Genomic DNA, 23,110 nt, shown 5'->3' with positions numbered 1-23,110 from the left:
GAGATGCAGATGAACCCGGTCGAAGACACCTACAACTATCTTTCGCCGGCCGCCCGGCTCGGCACCCCGTCCCTGCACGCGGTCACGCCCGACGTGAAGCTTAGGTCCTGGAACGGCGTCCCGCCCTATGCGGTCTGGGCGGGCCTTGGCTACCTGCTGGTCCTGGCGGTGATCTTCTCCGATCAGATCGTGCCTTACTGTGAGGCGAATTTCGCCCAGCCGCAGAACTGCGCGCCGATCTTCGGCAAGATCATCCCGATCTTCGTGGCGGGCATCATCCTGGCCCCGGCGCTTGCGGGCGCGGTGCAGCGGATGGGCGGCAACAAGGCCGCGGGTCTGGCCTTCTCCTTCGCCGTGGCGGTGGTGCCGCCGGTGATGCTGGGCTGGTCCTACCTGCTGGGCTGAGTTTTCCGGTCCCGGTCCGGGGTTAGGCCCCGGAGGTGCGTTGCGACGCGTGATCCCTGGCGCCCGCCTCCTGACCGGAGCGGGCGCCTTTCCGTTCCGCCATCCCGTGTCCGGGGCCATCGCCCGGCCAGCCGCCGCTTGCGCCCGATCCGGGCCGGGGGCATCGTCGCGCCGCTGAAAGCGAAAGGACAGGGCATGATTCCGGTGCGTGGGGTAGAGGGCCAGAGGCTGGCCGTTCTGGGGCTGGGCCGCTCGGGCCTGTCGGCGGCGCGGGCACTGCGCGCGGGCGGCGCCGAGGTGCTGGCCTGGGACGACAACGAGGCTGCCCGCGCCGCCGCCGAGGCCGAAGGCTTCGTGCCCGTCGATCTGACCCGCGCCGGGGCGCTGGAGGGGGCCGCGGCGCTGATCGTCAGCCCCGGCATCCCGCATCTTTACCCCGCTCCGAACCGCGTGGTCGCGGCTGCCTGGGCGGCGGGCGTGCCGGTCGACAACGATATCGGGCTGTTCTTCCGTTCGCTCGCGACGCCCGACTGGGACCGGCTCGAGGCGACCCCCAAGGTCATCGCGGTGACCGGCTCGAACGGCAAGTCGACGACCTCGGCGCTGATCCATCACGTGCTGGAAAGCGCGGGCCGGCCGAGCCAGCTTGCCGGCAATATCGGCCGGGGCGTCCTCGACATCGACCCGCCGGGCGAGGGCGCGGCGGTGGTGCTGGAGCTTTCGTCCTACCAGACCGATCTTGCCCGGGCGCTGACCCCCGATATCGCGGTCTTCACCAATCTCTCGCCCGACCATCTGGACCGGCATGGCGGCCGGGGCGGCTATTTCGCGGCCAAGCGCAGGCTATTCGCCGAAGGCGGGCCGGACCGCGCCATCATCGGCGTGGACGAGCCCGAAGGGATGTTCCTGGCCAACCAGCTGGCCGAGGGCGCGGCGGATGACCGGGTGATCCGGATCTCGTCGGGGCAGAAGCTGTCGGGGCCGGGCTGGCTGGTCTTTGCCCGCAAGGGCTTCCTGACCGAATGGCGCAAGGGACGGCAGGTGGCCAGCATCGACCTGCGCGCCATCGCCGGGCTGCCGGGGGCGCACAACCACCAGAACGCCTGCGCGGCCTATGCGGTGGCGCGCTGTCTGGGGCTGGGGCCGAAACAGATCGAGGAGGCGCTGGCCTCCTTCGCCGGGCTGCCCCATCGCAGCCAGCTGGTCGCCGAGGCGGGCGGCGTGCGCTTTGTCAATGACAGCAAGGCCACCAATGCGGCGAGCGCCGCGATGGCGCTGGCGGCCTTCCCGAAGATCCGCTGGATCTGCGGCGGGCTGGAAAAGGAGGGCGGTCTGGGACCGCTTCTGCCCTATCTCGGCAATGTGTCCCGCGCCTATGTGATCGGCCGCGAGGCGGCGGCCTTCGCGCTGCACCTCAAGGACATCCCGCACGAGGTCTGCGGCACCATGGAGGCCGCCGTTGCGCGCGCCGCCGACGAGGCCGAGCCGGGCGAGGTCGTGCTGCTGGCGCCCGCCGCGGCCAGCTTCGATCAGTATGACAGCTTCGAGCGCCGCGGCGAGGATTTCATCGCCCGGGTGCAGGCGCGGCTCGGCGCCTGAGGCGCCTCACAGCCCCAGCGCGTCCGAGGTGTCGCGCAGCATCCGCGCGCTCGCGGCCAGCGCCGCGATCTCGTCGGCGTCGAGGGTCGGCATCAGCGTCGAGCGCAACCCGCCCGCGCCCACGACGCGCGGCAGCGACAGGGCCACGTTCTGCACCCCCGCGACTTCGGGCGTGACCAGCGACAGCGACATCACCGCGCCCTCGTCGCGGCCGATGGCCTGAACGATCCGGGCCAGCCCCGCGCCGATGCCGTAATTGGTGGCGCCCTTGCCCTCGATGATCCGGTAGGCCGCGCGCCGCACCCCGTCGTCGATCCGGGCGCGCACATCGGCGGTGATGGCACAGCCAAGCTGGGCCGCGACCGAGGCCAGCGGTTCGGACCCGACCCGCGCGCCGGACCAGCCCAGCACCTCGCTGTCGCCATGCTCGCCCAGCACGTAGCCGTGGATCGAATGCGGCGCGATGCCCAGATGATGCGCGACGAGGCTGCGGAACCGGGCGGTGTCGAGGATCGTGCCCGACCCGAAGACCCGCCCCGGCGCGAGCCCCGCAAGCTTTGCCGTGACATGGGTCATCACGTCGACCGGATTGGTTGCGACCAGCAGGATCGGGTCGGGCGTGGCCCGCAGCACCGCCGCGATCACGTCCTCGAAGACCGCGGCGTTGCGTTCCAGAAGCGCCAGGCGGCTTTCGCCGGGTTTCTGACCGACGCCCGCCGCCAGGATCACCACATCGGCGCCCGCGAGCGCCTCGTAGCCGCCCGCCTCGACCGCCACCGCCGAGGCGAAGGGCACCGCATGGGCGATGTCCTGGGCCTGCGCCAGCGCTAAGGCCTCGCTGCGGTCGACCAGCACGATCCGGCTGGCCGCCCCGGTCAGCGCCAGCGCATAGCCCGCCGCCGACCCCACCATGCCCGCACCCACGATCCCAACCTTCATCCGCCTCTCCTTTCCAATAGCGATACAACCGGGGCGTGGCCTGACCGCCAGCGGCCCCGGGCGTAACGGAATCTTAAACAACCCTTGGTTCTTCTTGGCAAAAATACCCGATTCCCCGGCCGATCCCGAGCTCTTCGGATCACGCTTTCGTGTAGCCGGCGGAAAACGACGACTCGCCTCTGATTTTCTCTTGCGTCGACTCAGGTCCGGCCCTATTTGGCCGATTTACAGACGCCAACGCACGCGCCTCTGGCCCTCATGGTCACGTAGCGACGGTAACGTCTCCCTTGGAACTGAGCGGTCATAGATGGCCGGGTCTATTGGAGATGACCATGTACGCTACGCAAGCCGACTTCGTCGGCGGCACCGATGTGCTGTCGAACTCCCGCGTCGAATCCTACATTCGTGCCAACAGCTTCGAGCGCCCGACCCTGGTGCTTGACACCGATCGCGTCGCGGACCGCTTTCATGCGCTGCGCGCGGGCCTCGGTCAGGCCGCCATCCATTACGCGGTCAAGGCGAACCCCGCCCGCGAAGTGATCGAGCGCCTTGTCGGCCTCGGCTGCCATTTCGACGCCGCCTCGCGCGGCGAGATCGAACTGTGCCTCGGGCTCGGCGCCGCGCCGCATCAGATTTCCTTCGGCAACACCGTCAAGCGCATCGCCGACATCGCCTTCGCCCATCGCGCGGGCGTCACCCTCTTCGCGGCCGATGCCGAGGAAGAGCTGGACAAGATCGCCGAACACGCCCCGGGCGCCGAGGTCTATATCCGCGTGCTGGTCACTGCCTCGCAGGCCGACTGGCCGCTCAGCCGCAAGTTCGGCTGCGCGCCCGCGAAGGTCGCGCCGCTGATGGCCCGTGCCGTCGCGCTGGGTCTGCGTCCGGCCGGGCTGTCCTTCCATGTCGGCAGCCAGACCCGCCGCGCCGACATGTGGGTGCCGGTGCTGAACGAGGTGGCCGAAATCTGGCACGCCGCCCGTGCCGAGGGCTACGATCTGGACCTGCTGAACATCGGCGGCGGTTTCCCGGCTTATTACGGCGAAGACGTGCAGCCGCCCGCGCTTTACGCGGCCGAGGTGATGCGTCTGGTGACAGACCGGTTCGGCGCGGTCCCGCGCGTCATGGCCGAGCCGGGCCGTGGGATGGTGGCCGAGGCCGGTGCCATTGCGGCCGAGGTGATGCTGGTCTCGCAGAAATCCGACGACGACACCTATCGCTGGGTCTATCTGGACATCGGCAAGTTCTCGGGGCTGGCCGAAACCATGGACGAGGCGATCCGCTACCAGTTCGCGACCGACCGCGATCACGAGGCGACCGGCCCCTGCATTCTTGCCGGTCCGTCCTGCGACAGCGCCGACGTGCTGTATGAAAAGCGCCCGGTCCAGCTGCCGGTGGGGCTTCGCTCGGGCGACAAGGTCATCATCCGCAACTGCGGCGCCTATACGTCCAGCTATTCCTCGGTCGGCTTCAACGGCTTCCCGCCCCTGGACGTCGTCGTGATCTGATATCACAGCGCGATCACCGGGCCGTCTGCCGCTTCGGCATCGGCCCGGTCATGGGTGACCAGCAGGACCGGCAATCCCCGGTCCCGCGCGCGGGCAAGGACCAGCGCGCGGATCTGGTCCCTCAGCGCGGCATCGAGCCGCGAAAAGGGTTCGTCCAGCAACAGCGCCTGCGGCTCGGCCAAGAGCATCCGCATCAGCGCGACCCGGGCCTTCTGCCCGCCCGACAAAGTGGCCGGGTCGCGGTCGGCAAACCCGGTCATGCCGATCTCGTCCAGCGCGGCCTCGATCCGCGCGCGGCGGGCCTTGCGGCCGCGCAGTGCGCGGGGCAGGGCGAAGGCGAGGTTGCCGCCGACGCTGAGATGGGGAAACAGCAGCTCGTCCTGATAGAGGATGCCGATCTTCCGCGCCTCGGGCGGCAGGGCGGTCACGTCGCGCCCGTTCAGCACGACGCAGCCAGTCATGGTGAAGGCCGGAGGCAGGGTGCCGATCACCGCGGCCAGCAGCGTCGACTTGCCCGAGCCCGAGGGCCCCATCACGCTGAGAACCTCGCCGGGGGCGACATGGGCCTCGACCGTGATCAGCGGTTCGGCCCCCCGGGCGAGGACGATATTCTTAAGCCGCAGTCCCGTCATCCGGCCCCCCGCATCCCGCGGCGGTGGCGGAAGACCAGCCGGGGCGCCGCCAGCGCCAGCGCGAAGGGCGCCGCGACAAGGACGGTCTGGACCAGCACGGTCACGCCGATGATCCGCCGGTCGCCGCCTGCGGCCAGTGCCACCGCCTCGGTCGTGAGGGTCCTGATCCGCCCGCCACCGGGCAGCAAGGTCGGCAGATATTGCCCGACCGAAACCGCGAAGCCCACCGCTGCGGCGGTCAGGACCGGCGCCAGCAGCATCGGCAACCGCACGGTCCGGAAGATGCGGCCGGGACCGGCGCCAAGGGCCGCGGCCACGGTGGCATGGCGCGGGTCCCAGGCCCGCCAGGGCGCCGAGAGCGCGAGAAAGACATAGGGAAGCACGAAGACCAGATGGGCCAGCACCACCGTGCCGCGCCCGGTCCCCGCGCCGAGGCTCAGCGCAAGGGTCTGCAACCCCGGCAGGAAGGCCACTTGCGGCACCAGCAGCGGCAGGTACAAAAGCCAGAGGCTGCGGCTGCCGGGGGCAAGCCCGAAGCGATGCTCGGCCTCGAGGCAGGCCAGCGTCAGGGCCAGCGCGAGGGCCGTCGCCAGCGCTGCGAGGACCAGCGTCTCGCGCGCGGGCGCGATCAGGGCCGGGCCGTGGTGCGCCCAGCTTCGCAGCCCGATGCCGTCCGGCAGGGCGTCGGGAAAGCCCCAGAAACCCGCGACCGACCAGAGCGCGAGCCCCGCAAGCCCGAGGATCACCGCCGCTGCCGCCAGCGCCGCAAGCCCCAGACCGGCGGCGCGCAGCAGGGGCTCGGCCAGACGCCGCGCGCCGCCCTCGGCCCAGCGGCGCCCAAGCCGCGCCGCCGCCAGCTCTCCCAGCCGCCACAGCGCAAGGACCGCAAGCACCAGCCCCAGTTGCAGGATCGCCCCGGCCGCGGCCTGGAACCTGAGGCTCAGGTCGGGATCGGACATCCAGCGCACCACCTGCACCGCCAGCGGCGGCGGCGTCGAGGGGCCCAGCACGATGGCCACATCGACCGCCGACATCGAATAGGCCAGCACCGCATAGACCGGCAGCCGGATCTGGGCATAGACCGCCGGAAAGACCGCCTTGAGCCAGCCGGTCGTCCGCCCGTATCCCAGCGCGCGCGCTATGGTCAGCCGCCGGGCGGGTGCCGCCTGCGGCAGGGCGGCCAGCGTCATCAGAAACAGAAACGGGATTTCCTTGGCGGCGAGCCCCGCGATCATCGCCAGCCCCATCGGGTCCTGCAGGATCAGCAGATCGGGCGGGCGCTGCCAGCCGGTGGCCCAGGGCGACAGCGCCCGCGCGATCCAGCCCGAGGGGGCGATCAGGAAGGCCAGCCCCAGCGCGGCGGCCACATGCGGCACCGCCAGCAGCGGCGACAGCAGCCTCTCGAGCAAGGCCATCGCCCGCGTGCCGGTCCATCCGGCGGCGAACAGCGTGACCGTGACCAGCGCGATCAGCGTCGCGGCCAGGCCGGTCCCGACCGACAGCGCCACCGCCTGCCAAAGGCCCGGCCAGGCGGCGAGCGCGCGGGCGGGCCCGAGGCCGAGCGTGTGGCCGCCCAGCGCCGGGAACACCCCCAGTGCCGGGGCGAGGGTTCCGGCAAGTCCGGCCAATACCGGCCCTAGCATCAGGACAAGCGTCAGCGCGGGCGCGGCGCGCAGCGGGCGCATGGGCTACCGGGCCGTGCCGTAACGTGCGGTCCAGTCGGCCTCGATCCGGGTGGCCCAGGAGGGATGCGGCTCGGGCAAGGCGGGGCCAAGCTCGGCCGGTGAAAGTGTGGCGATGCCAAGATCGAGCGCCTCGAACAGGGCCCGGTCCTCGGGGGCGAGCTTGTCCATCGCCAGCACCGTGCCATAGCCCAGAATGTCGGGGTCCTGGGCATGGGCCTGCGCCTCGGGCGACAGGAGGAAATTCGCCAGCACCATCGCGCCTGCCTTGGCCGAGGCGTTGTAGGGGATGGCGACGAAGCTGGCATTGCCGATGGTGCCGCCCTCCAGCACGAAGGTCCGGACGGTGTCGGGCAGTTGCCCATTGGCGATGGCGGTCGAGGCCTCGCCGGGGCTGAACGAGATCGCAAGGTCGATCTCGCCATCGGCCATCAGTTGCAGCTGTTGCGGGCCGGTTTGCGGATAGGCCCGGCCCTGCCGCCACAGATGCGGGGTCAGATCGTCGAGAAAGGCCCAGAGCGGTGCGGTCACGGCGTCATATCCGGCCTCGTCGGCGGGGGTTTGCAGAACCGACGGGTCGGGGGCCAGCTCGTAGAGCGCCTGCTTGAGGAAGGTGGTCCCGAGGAAGTCGGGCGGCTGCGGATAGGTGAAGCGGCCCGGATGGGCGCGGGCCCAGTCCAGAAGCGCGGGCATGGTCTTCGGCGGCTCGGCCAGCCGGGCGGTGTCATGATAGAAGACCACCTGTGCCATCGCCCAAGGGGATTCGAATCCCTCGGTCGGGACGGTGAAATCGGCGGTGACGGCGGGCTTGCCCTCGGTATCGACGAAGCGCCAGTTGGGCAGATCCCCGGCCCAGGGGCCGAAAAGCAGACCCGCCTCTTTCATCGCGGCGAAATTGGCGCCGTTGATCCAGATGAGATCGACCGCGCCGCCAGTGTCCTTTCCGGCGGTCTTTTCGGCCAGCACCCGGCTGACCGCATCGGCGGTGTCGGCCAGCTTCACATGCTCGACCGTCACGCCGTAGCGGTCCCCGACCTCGTTTGCGGCCCAGCGGATGAAGTCGTTGGTGGCCGCAGCCCCGCCCCAGGCGTTCCAGTAGACGGTCTGGCCCTTGGCCCCGGCCAGCACGGCGGGCCAGTCGGCCGGGTCCGGGTCGGCGGCCAGCGCAGGCAGCGCGAGGCCTGTCAGCAGGCCCGGAAGGCAGGCCCGGGCAAGACGGGAGGCGGTCAGGCGCATGCGGCAGTCTCCTTCATGGCGCCCCGGCGCGGGGGCCGGGAAAGATCAAAAATGAAACGGACCTGTCGCACAAGCCCGTGTAAACCCGGCCCGCCGGGACCGGAACGGGTCCCGCAGGTGTCATCTGTCAGGGTAAGGGGGCGAGGATGCAAGGCAAGGTGGTGACGGTCGCCCGGGACGGCACGCACCGGTTTTCCAAGACCTGCCAGCCGTCGATCCGGCTGATCGCGGGGCTTGGCGTCGAGGGCGATGCCCATGCCGGGGCGACGGTGCAGCACCTGTCGCGCGTGCGGCGGGACCCGACTGCGCCCAACTTGCGGCAGGTTCACCTGATCGGGGCCGAATTGCTGGAAACGCTGGCCGCAAAGGGCATTGCGTTGGCGCCGGGCGATCTGGGCGAGAACGTCCTGACGCGGGGGCTCGATCTTCTGGGCCTGCCGCAAGAGACCGTGCTGCATCTGGGCGCGACGGCCCGCGTCAGGGTGACCGGGCTGCGCAATCCCTGCGCCCAGATCGAAAGCTTTCGCCCCGGGCTTCTGGCCGAGGTGCTGGAGCACCGGGCGGACGGAAGCCTGCGGCGGAAGGCGGGGGTGATGGGCGTGGTCGAGACGGGCGGAGAGCTGCGGCCGGGCGATCCGGTCGGGGTCGAGCTGCCGCCCGGGCCGCACCGCCCGCTCGACCGGGTCTGAAAGTGGCCTGAATTGCCCTCCCGAGGGCGGATCTGCGGGTTTTCCCTAAGTTGCCTCGCAGGCGGCGTCACGAGACACTGTGCCCGGGAAAGGATGCGTCCAAACGGGGTCCAGTCATTCTTTCCAGATCATTCGGTCAAGTTGCGCGGGTTAGGCGCAGCCTCGCCGACGGTTCCTTTCCCGCCTTTCCGCTCCCGGGCCACCGTGGCCCGGGTGGTAGGCCATCGCCGGGGCGCAGGTCAGGCGGCCAGCGCCTCGGGCTGCCGCCCCTCCGAGACGAGGGCGGTGTGCAGCGCGCGGATCGCATCGTCCATGGCCTCGCGCGGCACCACGAACTGGGCATCGACATCGCGGGTGGTCTGCTGCACGGCGACGGGGTCGATCCCGCCCGCCTCGAGCGCGGCAAGCCCGCCGGCCAGAACCTTCAGCCCCTTCAGGTCGCGCCCGATGGCGGCCACCACCGCCAGATTGCGCGCGGTCAGCGTGGCGCCCGGGAATTTGGCCTCGAGATCGCGTTCGACCCGGCGCACCGATTTCAGCGGCGCATCGAGATAATGCGTGATGGTGTTCGCGTTCGAGGTCTTGGCGACGATCCGCACCTGATGCCGGGTCAGCACGTCGAGAATCGCGCTGTCATAGCCCTTCACGCCGACCATGTCCTGTTCGAACAGCTCCAGCGCATAGACGCCAAGCCCGGTCACCATCTCGACCCGCGGCGCCCCGGCCTCGGCATCGTCGATCAGCGTGCCCGGGTCCTCGGGCTCGAAGGCATTGGTCACGCGCAGCGGAATGCCCGCCTGCCGCAGCATCTTGGCGGCCTTCGGATGCACCGCCTCCATGCCCATGTTCGACAGCTGGTCGGCCACGTCGTAATTGGTGTGGCCGAGCTTCACCACCGCATCGGCGCCGACCAGTTTCGGATCGGCCGAGGACAGATGGAACTCCTTGTGGATGATCGCCTCGCCCGCGCCGGTCAGGGCCGCGATCCGGGCGAAGGTCACTTCGGAATAGCCGCGGTCGAATTCGGCCATCAGCCCTTCGGAACACTGCGCATAGCCGGTCACGATCGGCATCTCGTGGAAGATGTCGACATCGCGCAGCCCCTCGACGATGCGGTCCTCGAGCGTGCATTCGGTTTCGTCCCGCCAGCCCGACAGATCGACGAAGCGCGCGTCGATCCCGCGTCGCCGCAGGAGCGCGGCCGTGGCAAAGGCGGAATGCGCCTCGCCCAGCCCCGACAGCAGCTCGCGGATGAGGCCCATGTGATGGGCCAGCCGGAAATGCCCGTAGGAACACAGCCGTTGCAAGTCGATCAGGCAGGAGCGCGCGCCCTCGATCCGCTCGCGCACGAAATCGTCGGCGGCGGCGATGTCGGCCGGATGGTCCAGGACCTTGCCATGGGCCTCGCGCATCGCGCCCGCGACGCGGTTCAGCGCGTCCGACCAGGCGTGGTCGTTATCGGCATTGGCAAAAAGCCCGTAGACCCCGGGCTCGCCGGTTTTCTTCTGTTCCAGCAGCAGGTCGGTAATGCCGCCGAAGGCCGAGACCACGAAGATGCGGCCGTACTCCGGCGCCTCTCGGCCCCGGGTGAAAAGCGTGTCCACCAATTCGTGGACCCGCGCCATGGATGTGCCGCCGATCTTCTCGACGGTATGATGTCGCTTGGTCACTGTTTCTAAGCCCGCCGGGTTGCCCCGGGGACGTCCTTTATTGGGATCAGTCGGCGAGTTCGGCGACGGGCGCGTAGGACCCGTCTTCGCGGTGAACCTCGGTGCCGGTGACCGGCGGGTTGAAGCAGCAGGCCATCACCAGTTCTTCCTCGGCCCGCAGGGTGTGGTGGTCGTGCTGGTCGAGCGCGTACATCACACCGGGCCGGATCTGGAAGGTTTCGCCCGAGGCCAGGTCGGTGATCGAGCCCTTGCCCGAGATGCAGTAGACGCTTTCGAAATGGTGCTTGTAGTGGAAGGTGTGTTCCGAGCCCGCCTGCAGCGTCGTGATGTGGAAGGAAAAGCCCATCCCGTCATCGGCCAGCAGCATCCGGACCGAGGTCCAGCGCGCATCCGACACGGCCTTGTCGGTGTCCTTGAGCTTGTGAAAATCGCGTACAATCATTGTCTTACTCCGCTGCGATAGGAAAAGGGGCGCAGGCTTCGACGGCGGCGTCGAGGATGTCGAGCCCCTTTCGGAACTGCTCCATCGGGATGGTCAGGGGGGCCAGCACCTTGACCACCTCGTCCTGGGCGCCCGAGGTTTCGATGATCAGCCCGCGCCGGAAGCAGTCGGCGCAGATGCGGGCCGCGAACTCGCCGTCACCGACGTCGATGCCGCGCATCATGCCGCGGCCCTTCAGCGCCGCGCCGTCGATCCTGCCGGCGATCTGGCTCAGGCGTTCTTCCAGCACCTGCGACTTGCGCGCGACCTCGTTGCGCAGGTCGTCATCGGCCCAGAATTTCTCGAGCGCGACGCGGGCGGTGACGAAGGCATGGGTGTTGCCGCGGAAGGTGCCGTTATGTTCGGCCGGCTTCCAGATGTCGTGTTCGGGCCGGACCAGCACGCAGGCGAACGGAAGCCCGAAACCCGACAGCGACTTGGCCAGCGTCACCATGTCGGGCTCGATGCCCATGTGATCGAAGCTGAAGAAGCTGCCGGTGCGGCCGATCCCGGCCTGGATGTCGTCGACGATGAACAGCGCGCCGTGCTTTTCGGCAAGCCGCGCCAGCCCCTGCACCCATTCGCAGGAGGCGGCATTCAGCCCGCCTTCGCCCTGCACCAGCTCGACGATGAAGGCGGCGGGCGCGTCGATGCCCGAGGACGGGTTCGACAGCATCGTGTCGAGATAGTCGAGCGTGTCGAGATCGCCCATCGAGTTCTCGAAGGGCATGTGGGTCACGTCGGGCAGCGGCACGCCCGCGCCGCCGCGCTTGCCCGCATTGCCGGTCAGGGCCAGCGCGCCCAGCGTCATGCCGTGAAAGCCGTTCGAGAAAGCGATCACGTTGCGTCGCCCGGTGACCTTGCGCGCCAGTTTCAGCGCCGCCTCGACCGCGTTGGTGCCGGTCGGGCCGGTCATCATCACCCGGTGCTCCATCCCGCGCGGGCGCAGGATGTGGTGTTCGAAGGCGGTCAGGAACGCCGCCTTCTCTTCGGTATGCAGATCCAGCGCATGGGCCAGCCCGTCGCGCTCGATATGGGCGATCAGCGCGGCCTTCATGTCGGGATCGTTATGGCCGTAGTTCAGCGACGAGCACCCGGCGAGGAAGTCGGTATAGCTGTTGCCGTCGGCATCGGTCAGGGTCGCGCCCTCGGCGCGGGCGAAGCTGACGGGAAAATTCCGGCAATAGGACCGGACCTCCGATTCGCGGCGGTCGTAAATGGCGGTTTCGGCTGTCTCAACAGTCGACATGGGAATGTCCTCGGGTTTCTGGAACGGGAAAAAACGAAACGCAGGTAAAACGCCGTCACGCCGCCCGGGGCAGGGCCTCGGCCAGCCGGATCGTCACCATGTGTTCGGTGGCGTGGCGTCCGTCGAAATGGTCGGACCGGGTGAAATGGGGTTCGTCCTCAATGCGGGCGCCCAGACGCCGGGCGATGCCGCGGAACAGCCCCCAGGAGGCGTCGTTGTCACGGGTGATTGTGGTCTTGAGCCGCATCACGCCGTCGCAGGCCTCGCGGTCCAGCAGTTCGAACAGCATCCGCCGCCCCAGTCCGTGGCCGCGTGCCTTGTCCGACACCGCGACCTGCCAGACGAACAGCGTCTCGGGATCGTTCGGCAGCAGATAGGCCGAGATCCAGCCGACGATCTCGCCGTCCATCTCGGCCAGGATGCAGGTATCGGCGAAGTGATCGCACTGGATCAGGTTGCAATACATCGAGTTCTCGTCGAGCGGCTTGCAGGCGCGGATCAATGCCCAGACGGCGGGACCGTCCGCGCCGGTGGGCGATCGGAAGGTGATCGGCGCCGACTTGCGCCGGGGAGTCGCTTGGATCGTGGTGGCCATGGCTCTGCTGTCCTCCTTGTGGCACGGGCTGTCTGACACGCGCCCTCAATATAGTTAGCCTTACGAAATTTCAACATGCCGATGTAAAAGGCGCAAAATTTGGTACATTGACGCAAAAATGAACTACGATGCACCGAACATGTCGCGTTATGCCAACCTGCAGTTGCTGAAAATGTTCCCTTGAATTTTGCCTGTCTAAGCGCATTCCGCTTGCGCCTGCCGTCGATTGGTGAAATCCGTGCGCGGTCAACGGGCTGCCGACAGATGGAGGGGGCGTGAAACGGTCCGAACTGAGCCTGATAGCGCTGCGGCGCATCCTGCGAGCTACCGAACTTTACGGGCGCGAACTGGCCCGCGCCGCCGGGCTGACTGCGGTGCAGATCCGCGTCTTGCAGATCGTGGCCGAGACCGGGCAGAGCACGCCCAAGACGATCGCGACCCGGATGGGCGTGTCGCAGGCGACCATGACCACCCTCATCGACCGGCTGGTGGCCAAGGGGCTGGTCGACCGGCGCCGGTCCGAAACCGACCGCCGTCAGATGAACATCGCGATCACGTCCGAAGGCCGCGCCGCCATCGACCGGGCGCCCGATCCGCTGCATGATCGCTATGTCACCGCCTTCGAAAAGCTGCCGGACTATGAACAGGCCATGCTGGTCGCCGGGCTCGAACGGGTGGCGGCGCTGCTGGATGCGGGCCATCTCGATGCAGCCCCCGTCCTCGATCTGGGCGATATCCGGAAAACGCTGCCCGAAGAATAGGCAGCTGCCCGCGGCGACGCTGCGTCGAGGTGCAGCAGTCGGGGGCGCCGACCGCCCCTGGAGACGGATCGCTAACGCGCCGCGGCGCAGCCTGGGCAGGCCGTCCCCGACCTTTGCGGCCGCGCCCCGGGCGGGGCAGGGGGCAGGCGCGGCGGAAAGGAAAAGATCCCATGGCCCTTGCAGGGGGTCTGGCGCGAAACTAAGACTCGTTCTGACACGCGGGGCGCATCCACGCCCGTCAGCATCCAACGGCCGAACGTACCCAGAGGCAGGCGACTATGACCGACATGATCCAGCATTACATGAACAACCTGGTACCCATGGTGGTCGAACAGACCTCTCGTGGCGAGCGGGCCTATGACATCTTCTCGCGCCTCCTGAAGGAGCGGATCATCTTCATCACCGGGCCGATTCACGACGGCATGTCGAGCCTGATCGTGGCCCAGCTTCTGCATCTCGAGGCCGAGAACCCGTCGAAAGACATCTCGATGTACATCAACAGCCCGGGCGGCGTTGTGACCTCGGGCCTGTCGATCTACGACACGATGCAATACATCAAGCCGAAGGTCTCGACCCTGGTGGTCGGGCAGGCCGCCTCGATGGGTTCGCTGCTGCTGACCGCCGGGGCGCCGGGCATGCGCTTCTCGCTGCCCAACAGCCGGATCATGGTGCACCAGCCCTCGGGCGGGTTCCAGGGGCAGGCGACCGACATCATGATCCATGCCCAGGAAACCCAGAAGCTGAAGGACCGGCTGAACCAGATCTATGTCAAGCATACCGGGCAGGATCTTCAGTCGGTGATCGACGCGCTGGAACGCGACAATTTCATGGATGCCGAAACCGCCAAGGGCTGGGGCCTGATCGACGAGATCGTCGAAAGCCGCAGCGCGCTCGAAGACGCGAAGTAACCGCTTCCGCCCGGCGCGGGGCCCGATCCGGCCCCGCCAAGGGTAAGGAATTTGACATTGTGCCCCGGTGCGCCTTGGCCTACGCTGACCCGAGGCCGAGGCAACCGAGGTAAGCCAGCCGCTCCTGCCCGGACAGGGTGGCACAGACGACGACCGCAGAGGACCGACATGGCGACGAATTCAGGCAGCGACTCGAAGAACACGCTCTACTGCTCGTTCTGCGGCAAGAGCCAGCACGAAGTCCGCAAGCTGATCGCCGGACCCACGGTGTTCATCTGCGACGAATGCGTCGAGCTGTGCATGGACATCATCCGCGAGGAAACCAAGACCTCGGGGCTGAAGGCGACCGACGGCGTGCCGACGCCGCGCGACATCTGCGACGTGCTGGACGATTACGTGATCGGCCAGATGCATGCCAAGCGCGTGCTGTCCGTCGCGGTGCACAACCATTACAAGCGCCTCAATCACGGCGCCAAGTCCGCCGATATCGAGCTGGCCAAGTCCAACATCCTGCTGATCGGCCCCACGGGCTGCGGCAAGACCCTGCTGGCGCAGACGCTGGCGCGCATCCTCGACGTGCCCTTCACCATGGCCGACGCGACCACGCTGACCGAGGCGGGCTATGTCGGCGAGGATGTCGAGAACATCATTCTCAAGCTGCTGCAGGCGTCGGAATACAACGTCGAGCGCGCGCAGCGGGGCATCGTCTATATCGACGAGGTCGACAAGATCACGCGCAAGTCCGACAACCCCTCGATCACCCGCGACGTGTCGGGCGAGGGCGTGCAGCAGGCCCTGCTGAAGATCATGGAAGGCACCGTTGCCTCGGTGCCGCCGCAGGGCGGGCGCAAGCATCCGCAGCAGGAATTCCTGCAGGTCGACACGACGAATATCCTCTTCATCTGCGGCGGCGCCTTCGCCGGTCTTGAAAAGATCATCGCGCAGCGCGGCAAGGGGTCTGCCATCGGCTTCGGCGCCGATGTGAAGGACAACGACTCGCGCGGTGTCGGCGAGATGTTCAAGGAACTGGAACCCGAAGACCTGCTGAAATTCGGCCTGATCCCCGAATTCGTCGGCCGTCTGCCGGTGATCGCCACGCTGACCGATCTGGACGAGGCCGCGCTGGTGCAGATCCTGACCGAGCCGAAGAACGCGCTGGTCAAGCAGTATCAGCGGCTCTTCGATCTGGAAGACACCAAGCTGACCTTCACCGACGATGCGCTGTCCGCCATCGCCAAGCGCGCCATCGCGCGCAAGACCGGCGCACGCGGCCTGCGGTCGATCATGGAAGACATCCTGCTCGACACCATGTTCGACCTGCCGGGCATGGATTCGGTGCAGGAAGTGGTGGTCAACGAGGAAGCGGTCAATGCCGCGGCCGCGCCACTGTTGATCTATGTCGACTCCAAGAAGGAAGGAAAGACCGCGGGCTGAGCCTTGGCCCGCCGTCTGATCTCGACCGGATCGCCCTTCGAGGCGAAGATCGGGTATTCCCGCGCGGTTGACGTCGACGGCTGGATCTTCGTGGCCGGGACGACCGGCTATGACTATGCCACCATGACCATGCCCGCCGCGGTCGAGACCCAATGCGCCAATGCGCTGGGGACCATCGCGGCGGCGCTGGCCGAGGCGGGGGCCACGCTCGACGACGTGGTGCGGGTCCGCTACATCCTGCCCGATCCGGCCGACTGGCCCGCCTGCTGGCCGGTCGTGTCCGCGGCCTTTGCCCGGGCCCGGCCCGCAGCCACGATGATCTCGGCCGGGCTGCAAGAGCCCGAGATGAAGATCGAGATCGAGGTCACTGCCCGGCGGATCGCCGCGCCCCAGGGGCCGATGCCCTGACCCGGCTCCCCTGGACCCGAAGCGCCTGACCCGACTGTCTTTGCCCGACCGCTCACCGCTTCGTGACGCACCGTGGCCGCGGCCGATGCATCCGCCGGGGGCTCGGCTGCGTAGTGCTCTTGCGTGACCCATGACAAGGGAGGGATCTCATGGACCGTCTGAGCCTGCTTCTGACCCCGATGACCGGGGCCGTCATCACCGGGATGCTGGTGATCGTCATGTTCTCGCTGGGCTTTTACAGCTGGATCTCGGTCGCCATCGGCGCCGGGATCGGCTGCATCCTCGCCTGGCCCTCGGCCTATGTCGTCTCGCGCCGGATCAAGCAAGCCGATCCGCGCTGGCCGACCCGCGCCGAGGCTGACCGCCTGCGGAGCGGCCTGCCCGAAGTCTGACCGACCGTCTGATTGGCCTCGGCAGGCGCGCTGTCGGGGCCTCTAGCCGGCGCCCCGGGCAGCGTCGGGATGAGCGATCAGGAAGGCGTGCAGCACGCCGTAAAGGGCGCGCGCGCCGTCCAGATCGTCGGCATGCAGGGCGGCACGGATGTCGTCGCAGATCATGGCCGTCACCCGCTGCGGGCCGTTATGGACATGCATGAGATACTCGCCCAGCAGCGAGGCATCGGCCTCGGGGACATGCTCGTGAAGTGCAATGGCCGCGATCTCGTCGCGGGTCAGGCTGGTCATGTCCTCGATATCGTCGAGTGAAATCATCCCTGTCTTCCCCTGATGCGTGCGGCCAAGCCTACCACCGATACCGTGGCGTCCGTTTGATTCCGGTCAAGTGCTATTCCGCGCGTCAACTCCGGCCGCGGCCTTGTCTCCGCGTCTCTGTGCCTTAGTCACTGCCCGGTCCGGCCCGGCGGTCTATTCCCTTTAGGCAAGAGTTTCGAGAACAGGGAGAGACCTCATGACACCCAGAAAAACGGCCCTGATCGCGGCGGTCGCACTGGCGCTGGCAGCGGCCCCGGCGGCGGCCAGGGATGTGCGCAGGCTTGTCACCGTGCTGACCGATCCGAACCCGCAGACCCAGCTGATGGGCCTTGTCCTGACGCTGCAGGCGCTCGATCGCGGGACGGCGGTCAGGGTCCTGCTGTGCGGGCCCGCGGGCGATATCGCGCTGGCAGACCCGCCCGCAGCGGCCACAGCGCCCCAGCCCCCGGCGGGGTTGAGCCCGCAGACCGCCCTTGCGGCCGCCATCGGCAAGGGGGCCCGGGCCGAAGTCTGTGCGATCTATCTGCCCGGGCGGGGCGCCGGACCCGAGGCGCTGATCGAGGGCGTGGGCGTCGCGAAACCCGATGCCATGGCGCGCGATCTGCTGGACCGCCAGAGCCGGGTCTGGTCGTTCTGAACGGCCGCGCCGGTCGGCGCGCCCGGTGGCGCCCCTGCGCCCCGGACGGGCGGGATGCTTCGCCAAGCCGCACTGCCCGCCGCGCGGAATTCCACTACCTTTGCGGGCGTGAGCCTTGCCGCCGTCTCCGCCCCGGGCGACGGCACGCCGATGCCGGGTCCCGCCCATTGCGGCAGCGGGGAGGGCGGTGGCCGTGCCGGTGTTCTGGCGAATGGCGCAGGCCATCTTCCGACCGCCCGCGACGCCGGCGGTCGTTTCGGGCAAAGGACCATCGGAGGGCCATCGATGTCGGTCAAGGGCTATTCAAGGATGCAAATCCGCCTGCATTGGGCGGTGTTCGGGCTGGTCGTGGTGCAGTTCCTGTTCGGGGACGGCATGGGCCATGCCTTCGGGCAATACATGGATACGGGCGAGAAGGGCTTCACCGTTCTGGTGGGGCTGCATATCCTGATCGGGCTGTCGATCCTGGTGCTGGCCTTCTGGCGGCTGGGGCTGCGGTTCCTGCACGGGGTGCCGGCGCCCGATCCGACCCATTCGCCCGCGCAGATCCTGCTGGCGCGGGTGATCCATGGCGGGCTTTACGTGCTGATGGTGGCGCTGCCCGTCTCGGGCATGCTGGCCTGGTCGCTGGGCTCGGGCCTGGCCGCGGGGCTGCATGCGGGTCTGCGCGTGATCCTGGTGCTGCTGATCCTGCTGCACGTGGCGGCCGCCCTGATGGGGCAATACGTCAAGAAGGACGGCACACTGACCCGGATGCTCAAGGCCGAGGGCTAGGCGCCAGATCGAGGAAGGCGCGCACCGCCGCCTCGAACTCTCTCGGTTTCTCGGCGTGGAGCCAATGCCCTGCGCCGGGGATCTTCGCAAAGCGCGCGGCCGGGAACAGCGCCTTGATACGGTCGCGATGTTCGGGGCGGATATAGGTCGAGTTCGCCCCGGCCAGCACCAGCGTCGGGCCGTCGAACTGCCCGTCGATGGCCTCGGGCCAGTCCATGATCCGGGGCATCTCGGCCTCGAGCGTGTCGAGGTTCAGCCGCCAGCGATGCGGCTTGGACCGCAGATCCAGCGATTGCAGCAGGAAGGCCCGGGTCGAGGCGTCTTCGACCGTGGCGGCCAGCGCCCGGTCGGCGTCGCCGCGCCGCTCGATGGCGGACGGGTCGAGCCTGCGCATCGCATGGATCAGCCCGACCTGGGTATGGTCATAGGCCACCGGCGCGATGTCGGCCACGATCAGCCGGTCGACCAGCCCGGGGCGGGTCAGCGCCAGTGCCATCGCCGCCTTGCCGCCCATCGAATGACCCAGAACGTCCGCGCGCCCGCCCTCGGCCTCGATCACCTCGGCCAGATCGGCGGCCAGCTCCGGATAGCCGTGGGTCGAGGTCCAGGGGCTGTCGGCATGGTTGCGCATGTCGACCGCGACCACCCGGCGGCTGTCGGACAGCCGGCGGGCGACGGCCCCCCAGTTGCGGGCCGACCCGAAAAGGCCATGGACGATCAGAAGGGGCGGGGCGGCGGTGGCGTCGCCGTGAACATGTGTCGCGAGCATGGGGCAGAGATAGCGGCCCCCCGCGCCCGGGACCAGTGCCTTGCACCGCCCGCGCAGCGATCCCGGGGCGGGGGCCCCGCGCAGGCACTGCACGATTTCGGCCGACGCCCCCCGGGCCGATCGAGCCGGTCGGTCCTAGCGCGGTTTCGCGGTCCCGGTCCCGCGCCAGAGGATGAATAGGCCCGACACGAGGATGAGGGCCGAGCCGACGAGGGTCGCGGCGCCCGGACGTTCGCCGAAGAGGGCGACCCCGAGGCCGATGCCGAAGAGCAGCCGCGTATAACGGAACGGGGTGACCGCCGACACGTCGCCGGTGCGCATCGCCCGCATCAAGAGCCCATAGGCCGCCACGCCGACCAGCACCGCCCCCAGAAGACACATGGCAGCTTCGGGGTCCGGCAGGATGAACCGTGTCCCCTGCAAAAGCGAAAAGATCGCCCCCGCCGCCAGGGCGGCCAGGAAGCCGTAGACTCCGAGGATCGAGGTCGACAGCGACCGGGGCGCCGCGCGGCTGGCCAGATCGCGCCCCGCGAAGCCGATCATTCCGAGCACCGCCAGGACCGAGAGCAGGGAAAACTCGTCCGTCCCCGGCTTGACGATCACCAGAACGCCGGTCATGCCAAGCAGGATCGCCGCCCATCTGCGCCAGCCGACCCGCTCGCCGAAGAGAGCCGCCGCCCCGGCCACCACCAGAAGCGGGGTGGCCTGCAGGATGACCGTGGCGGTCGACAGCGGGATCAGCGCCAGCGCGAGGACGTAGAAAAGCCGCCCGGCGACCTCGAACAGCACGCGAAGCAGCATCGGCCGCGAGACGGCGTCGGCGCTGACCAGGGGCTGCCCGCCGAGCCGGGCCAGCCCCGCGAAGAGAAGCGCGCCCCCGAGGCCGAAGAGCATCAGGATCTGGCCTGGCGGCAAGGTTTTCGATGCCGCCTTGATCAGGGTGTCCTCGACGGCGAAGCCCGCCATGGACCCGATCATGCAGGCCCCGCCCAGCAGGTTCTGGCGGTGATCCGCGACAATGGTCTTCACGCTCGGTCCTTCCTGCGGCCCCGAGCGGCGCCGTTTGCCGGCCCCTTCCTTCGGGCGGGGGCCATGATCGGGCGTTGCCGCCGGCTTTGCAACACCGGCGTCCCGCCTTGCCCGCATCGCGCCGGCGGTCCTTGCGCCGCGGCGGCGGCCGGTCGGCGGCCGATGCCGGGGTGGGAAAGCCCGCCGGTGGGCCCTTCGCTCGCCGCCGGTTCCGCGGCGCCCCTGAGCTTTTCGCGGGGCCGAACGACGCGTCACCTGACCCGAAAGAGCCTTCCCACAGGGCGGGCCACGGCCGTCAGGCCGCCTTGTCCGCCCGCGCCGGCACGAAGCGCAGGTCGAAGCGCGCGGCGAGCGCGTCCAGGGCCTGCGGGTTTTCCGGCGTTTCGGTCTCGACCGCCGAGAAGAAGCCCTCGAAACCGCCGGGCGTCATCACGACCATCAGCCGTCCCGGCGCGGCGCCGATATTCTCGAAGCGGTGGACCGCGCCGCGCGGGATCGCGATCACGCCGCCCGCCCCAGGATCGACGCGGATGCCGTTGCACCAGAAGGCGAACGCGCCCTCGAGAACCCGGAAGAGTTCCTCCTCGCGTTCATGGACATGCAGGGGCGGGCCGGAGCCTCTGGGCACCTCCGCCTCGAAGACGCCAAGGCGCCCGGCGGTATCCCCGGATGCGAGGCGGATCCTGTGCGGCCCGAAGCCATGCGCGACATGGCCGGCACCCGCGGCCGAAAAGACGGACTGGTCGGAGGGGTTCATTTGCGTCTTCATCAGGATTTTCTTGCTCCAGGCCAGCGATTTGATCCTTTTCAGGAGGCCGATAAACGGGGTCCACCTGGCATGATTGTCCGGATGAGCTGACAAATGAAGACGGTCGATCCTCTGCATGGCGTGGCGGTTTTCCTCGCGGTGGCCCGACACGAAAGCTCTACCGCTGCCGCCGACGCGATGGGCCTGACCCGCTCGACCGTCAGCGCGCAGGTGGCGGATCTGGAGGCGCGGCTCGGGTTGCGGCTGTTCCACCGCTCGACGCGCCTGGTGCGCCTGACGCCCGCGGGGCAGGTCTGTCGCGCTCGTCTGGACGATCTGTCCGAGCGCGTGGCGACGGCCGAACGCGCGGCCCGGGCCGAACATGCCGCGCCCGAAGGACGGCTGCGCATCTCGGCGCCTCCGGATTTCGGCCAGCGCTATCTGGTGGGCCGGGTGACCGAGTTTCTGGAAGAGCATCCGGGGATGCGGATCGAGCTCGATCTTTCGAACGTGGCCGGGAACCTGATCGAGCGGCGCTTCGATCTGGCCATCTGCGGCACGCTCGAGGTCGCGCCGACCCTGATCGCGCGCAAGCTCGGCGCGTCGCCGCTGCTCTTGTGTGCAGGTCCCGGCTATCTGGCCCGGCGCGGACCTCTCCGGACGCCCTCCGACCTGGCCGGCCATGACATCCTGCATTTTTCGGCCCTGCGCACGGGGTGGATCCGGCCATTGATGCGCGGCGCCGACCGGATCGACGTCCGGTCGCGCCGAGGCTGCAATCGAACGAGGGCTGGGCGCTTCGGATCGCGGCCGAGGCAGGCGCCGGCATCTGCCAGCTGCCGAGCTTCCTGGTGGGCGACGCGCTGCGGTCGGGTGCTCTGGTGCCTGTCCTTCCCGACTGGAGCGCGGGCGAGGTTCCGCTGCATGCGGTCTATCCCGACAATCGCCTGATCGCCGAGCGCGTCCGCACCTTCGTCGGCTTTGTCGCCCGAAAGTGGAAAGCGGACCCGGATCTGGCTGGCGGGTAAGTCGGGTCGGACGCCGGCCGTCCGCCACGTGCCGTGCGCGCCATATCCGTTTTCCGCCAACCCTTAGAAAGAAAACGCAATTCGGCAACCGGCATCCGGGCCGCAGGCACTTTGCATCCGGCCGGATCATGCGCCGCGCTTGCGAGGGAGGGGGCCTGGTGGCGCCAGAGCAGGCGCCCGCGGATATATTCATGGACGCGTCGAATCGGTTTCTATCTTAACTAATTCAACTCGAAAATTTCAGGTGACTCGATGCACGTCCCGGCCTCGCGTTCAGTGGGTCTTTTTGTTGTGGTCTTTTCATCAGGCGCTGCCCTGGCGCAGGACAATTGCCGGGATACGGCCGAGGGCCGCATTCGCAGCGTGCAACAGCCGATCACGTCCGGCACCCCCGTGGATCCGACCACGCAGCACCGGCTTGGCCTGATCCGGGTCAACAACGGCTGTTCGGGCCGTTTGCTCAATCGCAACTGGGGGCTGACCGCGCGGCATTGCGTGACGACGGACGGCCGGGTGTCCGGACCGCTGATGGCCCCCGATCAGGTCTCTGTCTCCGCCGCCTGGGCTTCACGAAGAACCTGGTGACGATCCTCGCCGAGAAACGCCTCGCCCTGGCCACCTATCGCCCGGGCGCCTTCATCTACGGCGATTTCGGCCGCGAAGGCTGATCGGCTCTCCGAGAGGGCGGGCGAACCGCCCTCTTTCCTGAGCCGATAGGAGGACGACATGCCGACATACACGGTCCTGCGCCAGCATCTTGGCGAGCGCATGTATCTGGAAGGAGAGATGCGCGAGGCTGCCGAGGCCGAGGTGGCCCATCTCATCGCCGCTGGCGTGCTGGGCGCGTCAGATCCCGAGCCTGAGCCCGCCCCCAAACCGCGCCGCGCCCGGAAGGCGGGCGACGCATGAGGGCGATCCCGGTTCTGGTGATGCCGCCCGCGCGGCCGGTGGTCTCGCTGGAAGACGCCAAGGCGCATCTGCGGATCGCCGAAGATCTCGGCCCCGAGCTCGGCCCGGTGCTGGGCCGGGTGATCTCGGCCTGCGGCTTCCTGGCCGATCTGTCCGATCTGGCGAGCGAGGCCCCCGCGCCGGGAAAGCCCGAGGGGGCCGAGGCGGCGAACGGGTCGGCCGGGACGGGCGCGGCGAGCGTGTCGGGCAAGGCCTGCCCCCCGCGGGCTGGCTCGATCTGCTGAAGGACTATTGCGCGGCCGGGTTCGATCCG

General features: G+C 68.7%; 26 protein-coding genes and 1 pseudogene. 15 read left to right on the top strand and 12 right to left on the bottom strand.

Annotated elements, in window-relative coordinates; translation table 11 throughout:
• Positions 1 to 3 precede the first annotated feature (3 nt).
• Positions 4 to 405, top strand: a complete 402-nt coding sequence (locus BYZ73_RS13840; RefSeq protein ID WP_112316404.1) for a hypothetical protein — start codon at positions 4 to 6, stop codon at positions 403 to 405.
• Positions 406 to 600: 195 nt separating this feature from the next.
• Entirely contained in the window at positions 601 to 2,004 is a 1,404-nt protein-coding gene (gene murD, locus BYZ73_RS13835; RefSeq protein ID WP_112316403.1) for a UDP-N-acetylmuramoyl-L-alanine--D-glutamate ligase, read from the top strand.
• A 6-nt stretch (positions 2,005 to 2,010) separates the two neighbouring features.
• Here the strand turns inward: murD and BYZ73_RS13830 are convergent, their stop codons facing one another.
• Positions 2,011 to 2,943 carry an L-lactate dehydrogenase gene (locus tag BYZ73_RS13830; RefSeq protein ID WP_108028228.1) on the bottom strand — a complete coding sequence of 311 codons (933 nt, stop codon included), beginning with the start codon at positions 2,941 to 2,943 and terminating at the stop codon, positions 2,011 to 2,013.
• Between the two features lie 326 nt (positions 2,944 to 3,269).
• Between BYZ73_RS13830 and BYZ73_RS13825 the strand changes: the two genes are divergently transcribed.
• The gene (locus BYZ73_RS13825) at positions 3,270 to 4,448 is read left to right on the top strand and encodes a type III PLP-dependent enzyme (protein WP_112316402.1); all 1,179 of its coding nucleotides are present in this window, start codon (positions 3,270 to 3,272) and stop codon (positions 4,446 to 4,448) included.
• 2 nt (positions 4,449 to 4,450) lie between these two features.
• Here BYZ73_RS13825 and BYZ73_RS13820 read toward each other — a convergent pair whose 3' ends face one another.
• Genes BYZ73_RS13820 through BYZ73_RS13810 form a run of 3 tightly spaced genes read right to left on the bottom strand, consistent with a single transcriptional unit; the run spans position 4,451 to position 7,998 of the window.
• Positions 4,451 to 5,080: an ATP-binding cassette domain-containing protein gene (locus BYZ73_RS13820; RefSeq protein WP_112316401.1), complete on the bottom strand. Its 630-nt coding sequence runs from the start codon at positions 5,078 to 5,080 to the stop codon at positions 4,451 to 4,453.
• The gene (locus tag BYZ73_RS13815; RefSeq protein WP_112316400.1) at positions 5,077 to 6,765 is read right to left on the bottom strand and encodes an ABC transporter permease; all 1,689 of its coding nucleotides are present in this window, start codon (positions 6,763 to 6,765) and stop codon (positions 5,077 to 5,079) included. The genes BYZ73_RS13820 and BYZ73_RS13815 overlap by 4 nt, the downstream gene beginning before the upstream one ends.
• Before the next feature lie 3 nt (positions 6,766 to 6,768).
• On the bottom strand, positions 6,769 to 7,998 hold the full coding sequence (locus BYZ73_RS13810) for an ABC transporter substrate-binding protein (RefSeq protein WP_112316399.1): 1,230 nt from the start codon (positions 7,996 to 7,998) through the stop codon (positions 6,769 to 6,771).
• Positions 7,999 to 8,144: 146 nt separating this feature from the next.
• On the opposite strand from BYZ73_RS13810, the gene BYZ73_RS13805 reads away from it, so the two are divergent.
• A complete protein-coding gene (locus BYZ73_RS13805) occupies positions 8,145 to 8,687 on the top strand; it encodes an MOSC domain-containing protein (RefSeq protein ID WP_108028232.1) in 543 nt (180 codons plus the stop codon).
• Positions 8,688 to 8,926: 239 nt separating this feature from the next.
• On the opposite strand, the gene BYZ73_RS13800 is transcribed toward BYZ73_RS13805, so the two are convergent.
• The 4 genes from BYZ73_RS13800 to ectA are packed head-to-tail and all read right to left on the bottom strand — an operon-like array spanning position 8,927 to position 12,682.
• Positions 8,927 to 10,357 (bottom strand): aspartate kinase, encoded by a 1,431-nt coding sequence (locus BYZ73_RS13800; RefSeq protein ID WP_112316398.1) that lies wholly within the window; start codon positions 10,355 to 10,357, stop codon positions 8,927 to 8,929.
• A gap of 46 nt (positions 10,358 to 10,403) precedes the next feature.
• Positions 10,404 to 10,799, bottom strand: a complete 396-nt coding sequence (locus BYZ73_RS13795; protein ID WP_108028234.1) for an ectoine synthase — start codon at positions 10,797 to 10,799, stop codon at positions 10,404 to 10,406.
• 4 nt (positions 10,800 to 10,803) lie between these two features.
• Positions 10,804 to 12,087 carry a diaminobutyrate--2-oxoglutarate transaminase gene (gene ectB / locus BYZ73_RS13790; protein WP_108028235.1) on the bottom strand — a complete coding sequence of 428 codons (1,284 nt, stop codon included), beginning with the start codon at positions 12,085 to 12,087 and terminating at the stop codon, positions 10,804 to 10,806.
• A 55-nt stretch (positions 12,088 to 12,142) separates the two neighbouring features.
• The gene (ectA, locus tag BYZ73_RS13785; protein WP_108028236.1) at positions 12,143 to 12,682 is read right to left on the bottom strand and encodes a diaminobutyrate acetyltransferase; all 540 of its coding nucleotides are present in this window, start codon (positions 12,680 to 12,682) and stop codon (positions 12,143 to 12,145) included.
• Between the two features lie 275 nt (positions 12,683 to 12,957).
• Between ectA and BYZ73_RS13780 the strand changes: the two genes are divergently transcribed.
• The 5 genes from BYZ73_RS13780 to BYZ73_RS13760 all read left to right on the top strand — a co-directional run bounded on the left by BYZ73_RS13780 (position 12,958) and on the right by BYZ73_RS13760 (position 16,585).
• Positions 12,958 to 13,443: a MarR family winged helix-turn-helix transcriptional regulator gene (locus BYZ73_RS13780; RefSeq protein ID WP_112316397.1), complete on the top strand. Its 486-nt coding sequence runs from the start codon at positions 12,958 to 12,960 to the stop codon at positions 13,441 to 13,443.
• Between the two features lie 278 nt (positions 13,444 to 13,721).
• Entirely contained in the window at positions 13,722 to 14,351 is a 630-nt protein-coding gene (locus BYZ73_RS13775) for an ATP-dependent Clp protease proteolytic subunit (RefSeq protein ID WP_108028238.1), read from the top strand.
• Between the two features lie 168 nt (positions 14,352 to 14,519).
• Positions 14,520 to 15,785, top strand: coding sequence for an ATP-dependent Clp protease ATP-binding subunit ClpX (clpX, locus tag BYZ73_RS13770; RefSeq protein WP_108028239.1), 1,266 nt, complete (start codon positions 14,520 to 14,522; stop codon positions 15,783 to 15,785).
• A gap of 3 nt (positions 15,786 to 15,788) precedes the next feature.
• Entirely contained in the window at positions 15,789 to 16,193 is a 405-nt protein-coding gene (locus tag BYZ73_RS13765; RefSeq protein WP_112316396.1) for a RidA family protein, read from the top strand.
• 149 nt (positions 16,194 to 16,342) lie between these two features.
• Complete coding sequence (locus BYZ73_RS13760; RefSeq protein WP_112316395.1) at positions 16,343 to 16,585, top strand: hypothetical protein; 243 nt, start codon at positions 16,343 to 16,345, stop codon at positions 16,583 to 16,585.
• Between the two features lie 42 nt (positions 16,586 to 16,627).
• Here BYZ73_RS13760 and BYZ73_RS13755 read toward each other — a convergent pair whose 3' ends face one another.
• Complete coding sequence (locus BYZ73_RS13755) at positions 16,628 to 16,903, bottom strand: hypothetical protein (protein ID WP_112316394.1); 276 nt, start codon at positions 16,901 to 16,903, stop codon at positions 16,628 to 16,630.
• Between the two features lie 196 nt (positions 16,904 to 17,099).
• On the opposite strand from BYZ73_RS13755, the gene BYZ73_RS13750 reads away from it, so the two are divergent.
• Positions 17,100 to 17,540 carry a DsrE family protein gene (locus BYZ73_RS13750; RefSeq protein WP_112316393.1) on the top strand — a complete coding sequence of 147 codons (441 nt, stop codon included), beginning with the start codon at positions 17,100 to 17,102 and terminating at the stop codon, positions 17,538 to 17,540.
• A gap of 309 nt (positions 17,541 to 17,849) precedes the next feature.
• Positions 17,850 to 18,314 carry a cytochrome b gene (locus BYZ73_RS22800; RefSeq protein WP_181498062.1) on the top strand — a complete coding sequence of 155 codons (465 nt, stop codon included), beginning with the start codon at positions 17,850 to 17,852 and terminating at the stop codon, positions 18,312 to 18,314.
• Here the strand turns inward: BYZ73_RS22800 and BYZ73_RS13740 are convergent.
• The 3 genes from BYZ73_RS13740 to BYZ73_RS13730 all read right to left on the bottom strand — a co-directional run bounded on the left by BYZ73_RS13740 (position 18,298) and on the right by BYZ73_RS13730 (position 20,998).
• Positions 18,298 to 19,083: an alpha/beta fold hydrolase gene (locus tag BYZ73_RS13740; protein ID WP_112316391.1), complete on the bottom strand. Its 786-nt coding sequence runs from the start codon at positions 19,081 to 19,083 to the stop codon at positions 18,298 to 18,300. The two genes, BYZ73_RS22800 and BYZ73_RS13740, sit on opposite strands and share 17 nt — an antisense overlap.
• Before the next feature lie 135 nt (positions 19,084 to 19,218).
• Complete coding sequence (locus BYZ73_RS13735) at positions 19,219 to 20,061, bottom strand: DMT family transporter (RefSeq protein ID WP_112316452.1); 843 nt, start codon at positions 20,059 to 20,061, stop codon at positions 19,219 to 19,221.
• 346 nt (positions 20,062 to 20,407) lie between these two features.
• The gene (locus tag BYZ73_RS13730) at positions 20,408 to 20,998 is read right to left on the bottom strand and encodes a cupin domain-containing protein (RefSeq protein WP_220086841.1); all 591 of its coding nucleotides are present in this window, start codon (positions 20,996 to 20,998) and stop codon (positions 20,408 to 20,410) included.
• Here BYZ73_RS13730 and BYZ73_RS13725 point away from each other — a divergent pair.
• The 4 genes and pseudogenes from BYZ73_RS13725 (at position 20,975) to BYZ73_RS13710 (ending at position 23,081) form a co-directional block, all read left to right on the top strand.
• Positions 20,975 to 21,888: pseudogene (locus BYZ73_RS13725) on the top strand (LysR substrate-binding domain-containing protein). The gene BYZ73_RS13730 and the pseudogene BYZ73_RS13725 sit on opposite strands and share 24 nt — an antisense overlap.
• A gap of 252 nt (positions 21,889 to 22,140) precedes the next feature.
• Positions 22,141 to 22,473 carry a trypsin-like serine protease gene (locus BYZ73_RS13720; RefSeq protein ID WP_112316390.1) on the top strand — a complete coding sequence of 111 codons (333 nt, stop codon included), beginning with the start codon at positions 22,141 to 22,143 and terminating at the stop codon, positions 22,471 to 22,473.
• Positions 22,474 to 22,614: 141 nt separating this feature from the next.
• Positions 22,615 to 22,797: a hypothetical protein gene (locus BYZ73_RS13715; RefSeq protein WP_112316389.1), complete on the top strand. Its 183-nt coding sequence runs from the start codon at positions 22,615 to 22,617 to the stop codon at positions 22,795 to 22,797.
• Positions 22,794 to 23,081 carry a hypothetical protein gene (locus tag BYZ73_RS13710; RefSeq protein ID WP_112316388.1) on the top strand — a complete coding sequence of 96 codons (288 nt, stop codon included), beginning with the start codon at positions 22,794 to 22,796 and terminating at the stop codon, positions 23,079 to 23,081. Before BYZ73_RS13715 ends, BYZ73_RS13710 begins: the two co-directional genes overlap by 4 nt.
• Positions 23,082 to 23,110 lie beyond the last annotated feature (29 nt).

Source organism: Rhodovulum viride (assembly GCF_003265965.1).
GTDB lineage: Bacteria > Pseudomonadota > Alphaproteobacteria > Rhodobacterales > Rhodobacteraceae > Rhodovulum > Rhodovulum kholense.
This window is presented reverse-complemented; position numbering and strand designations above follow the sequence as displayed.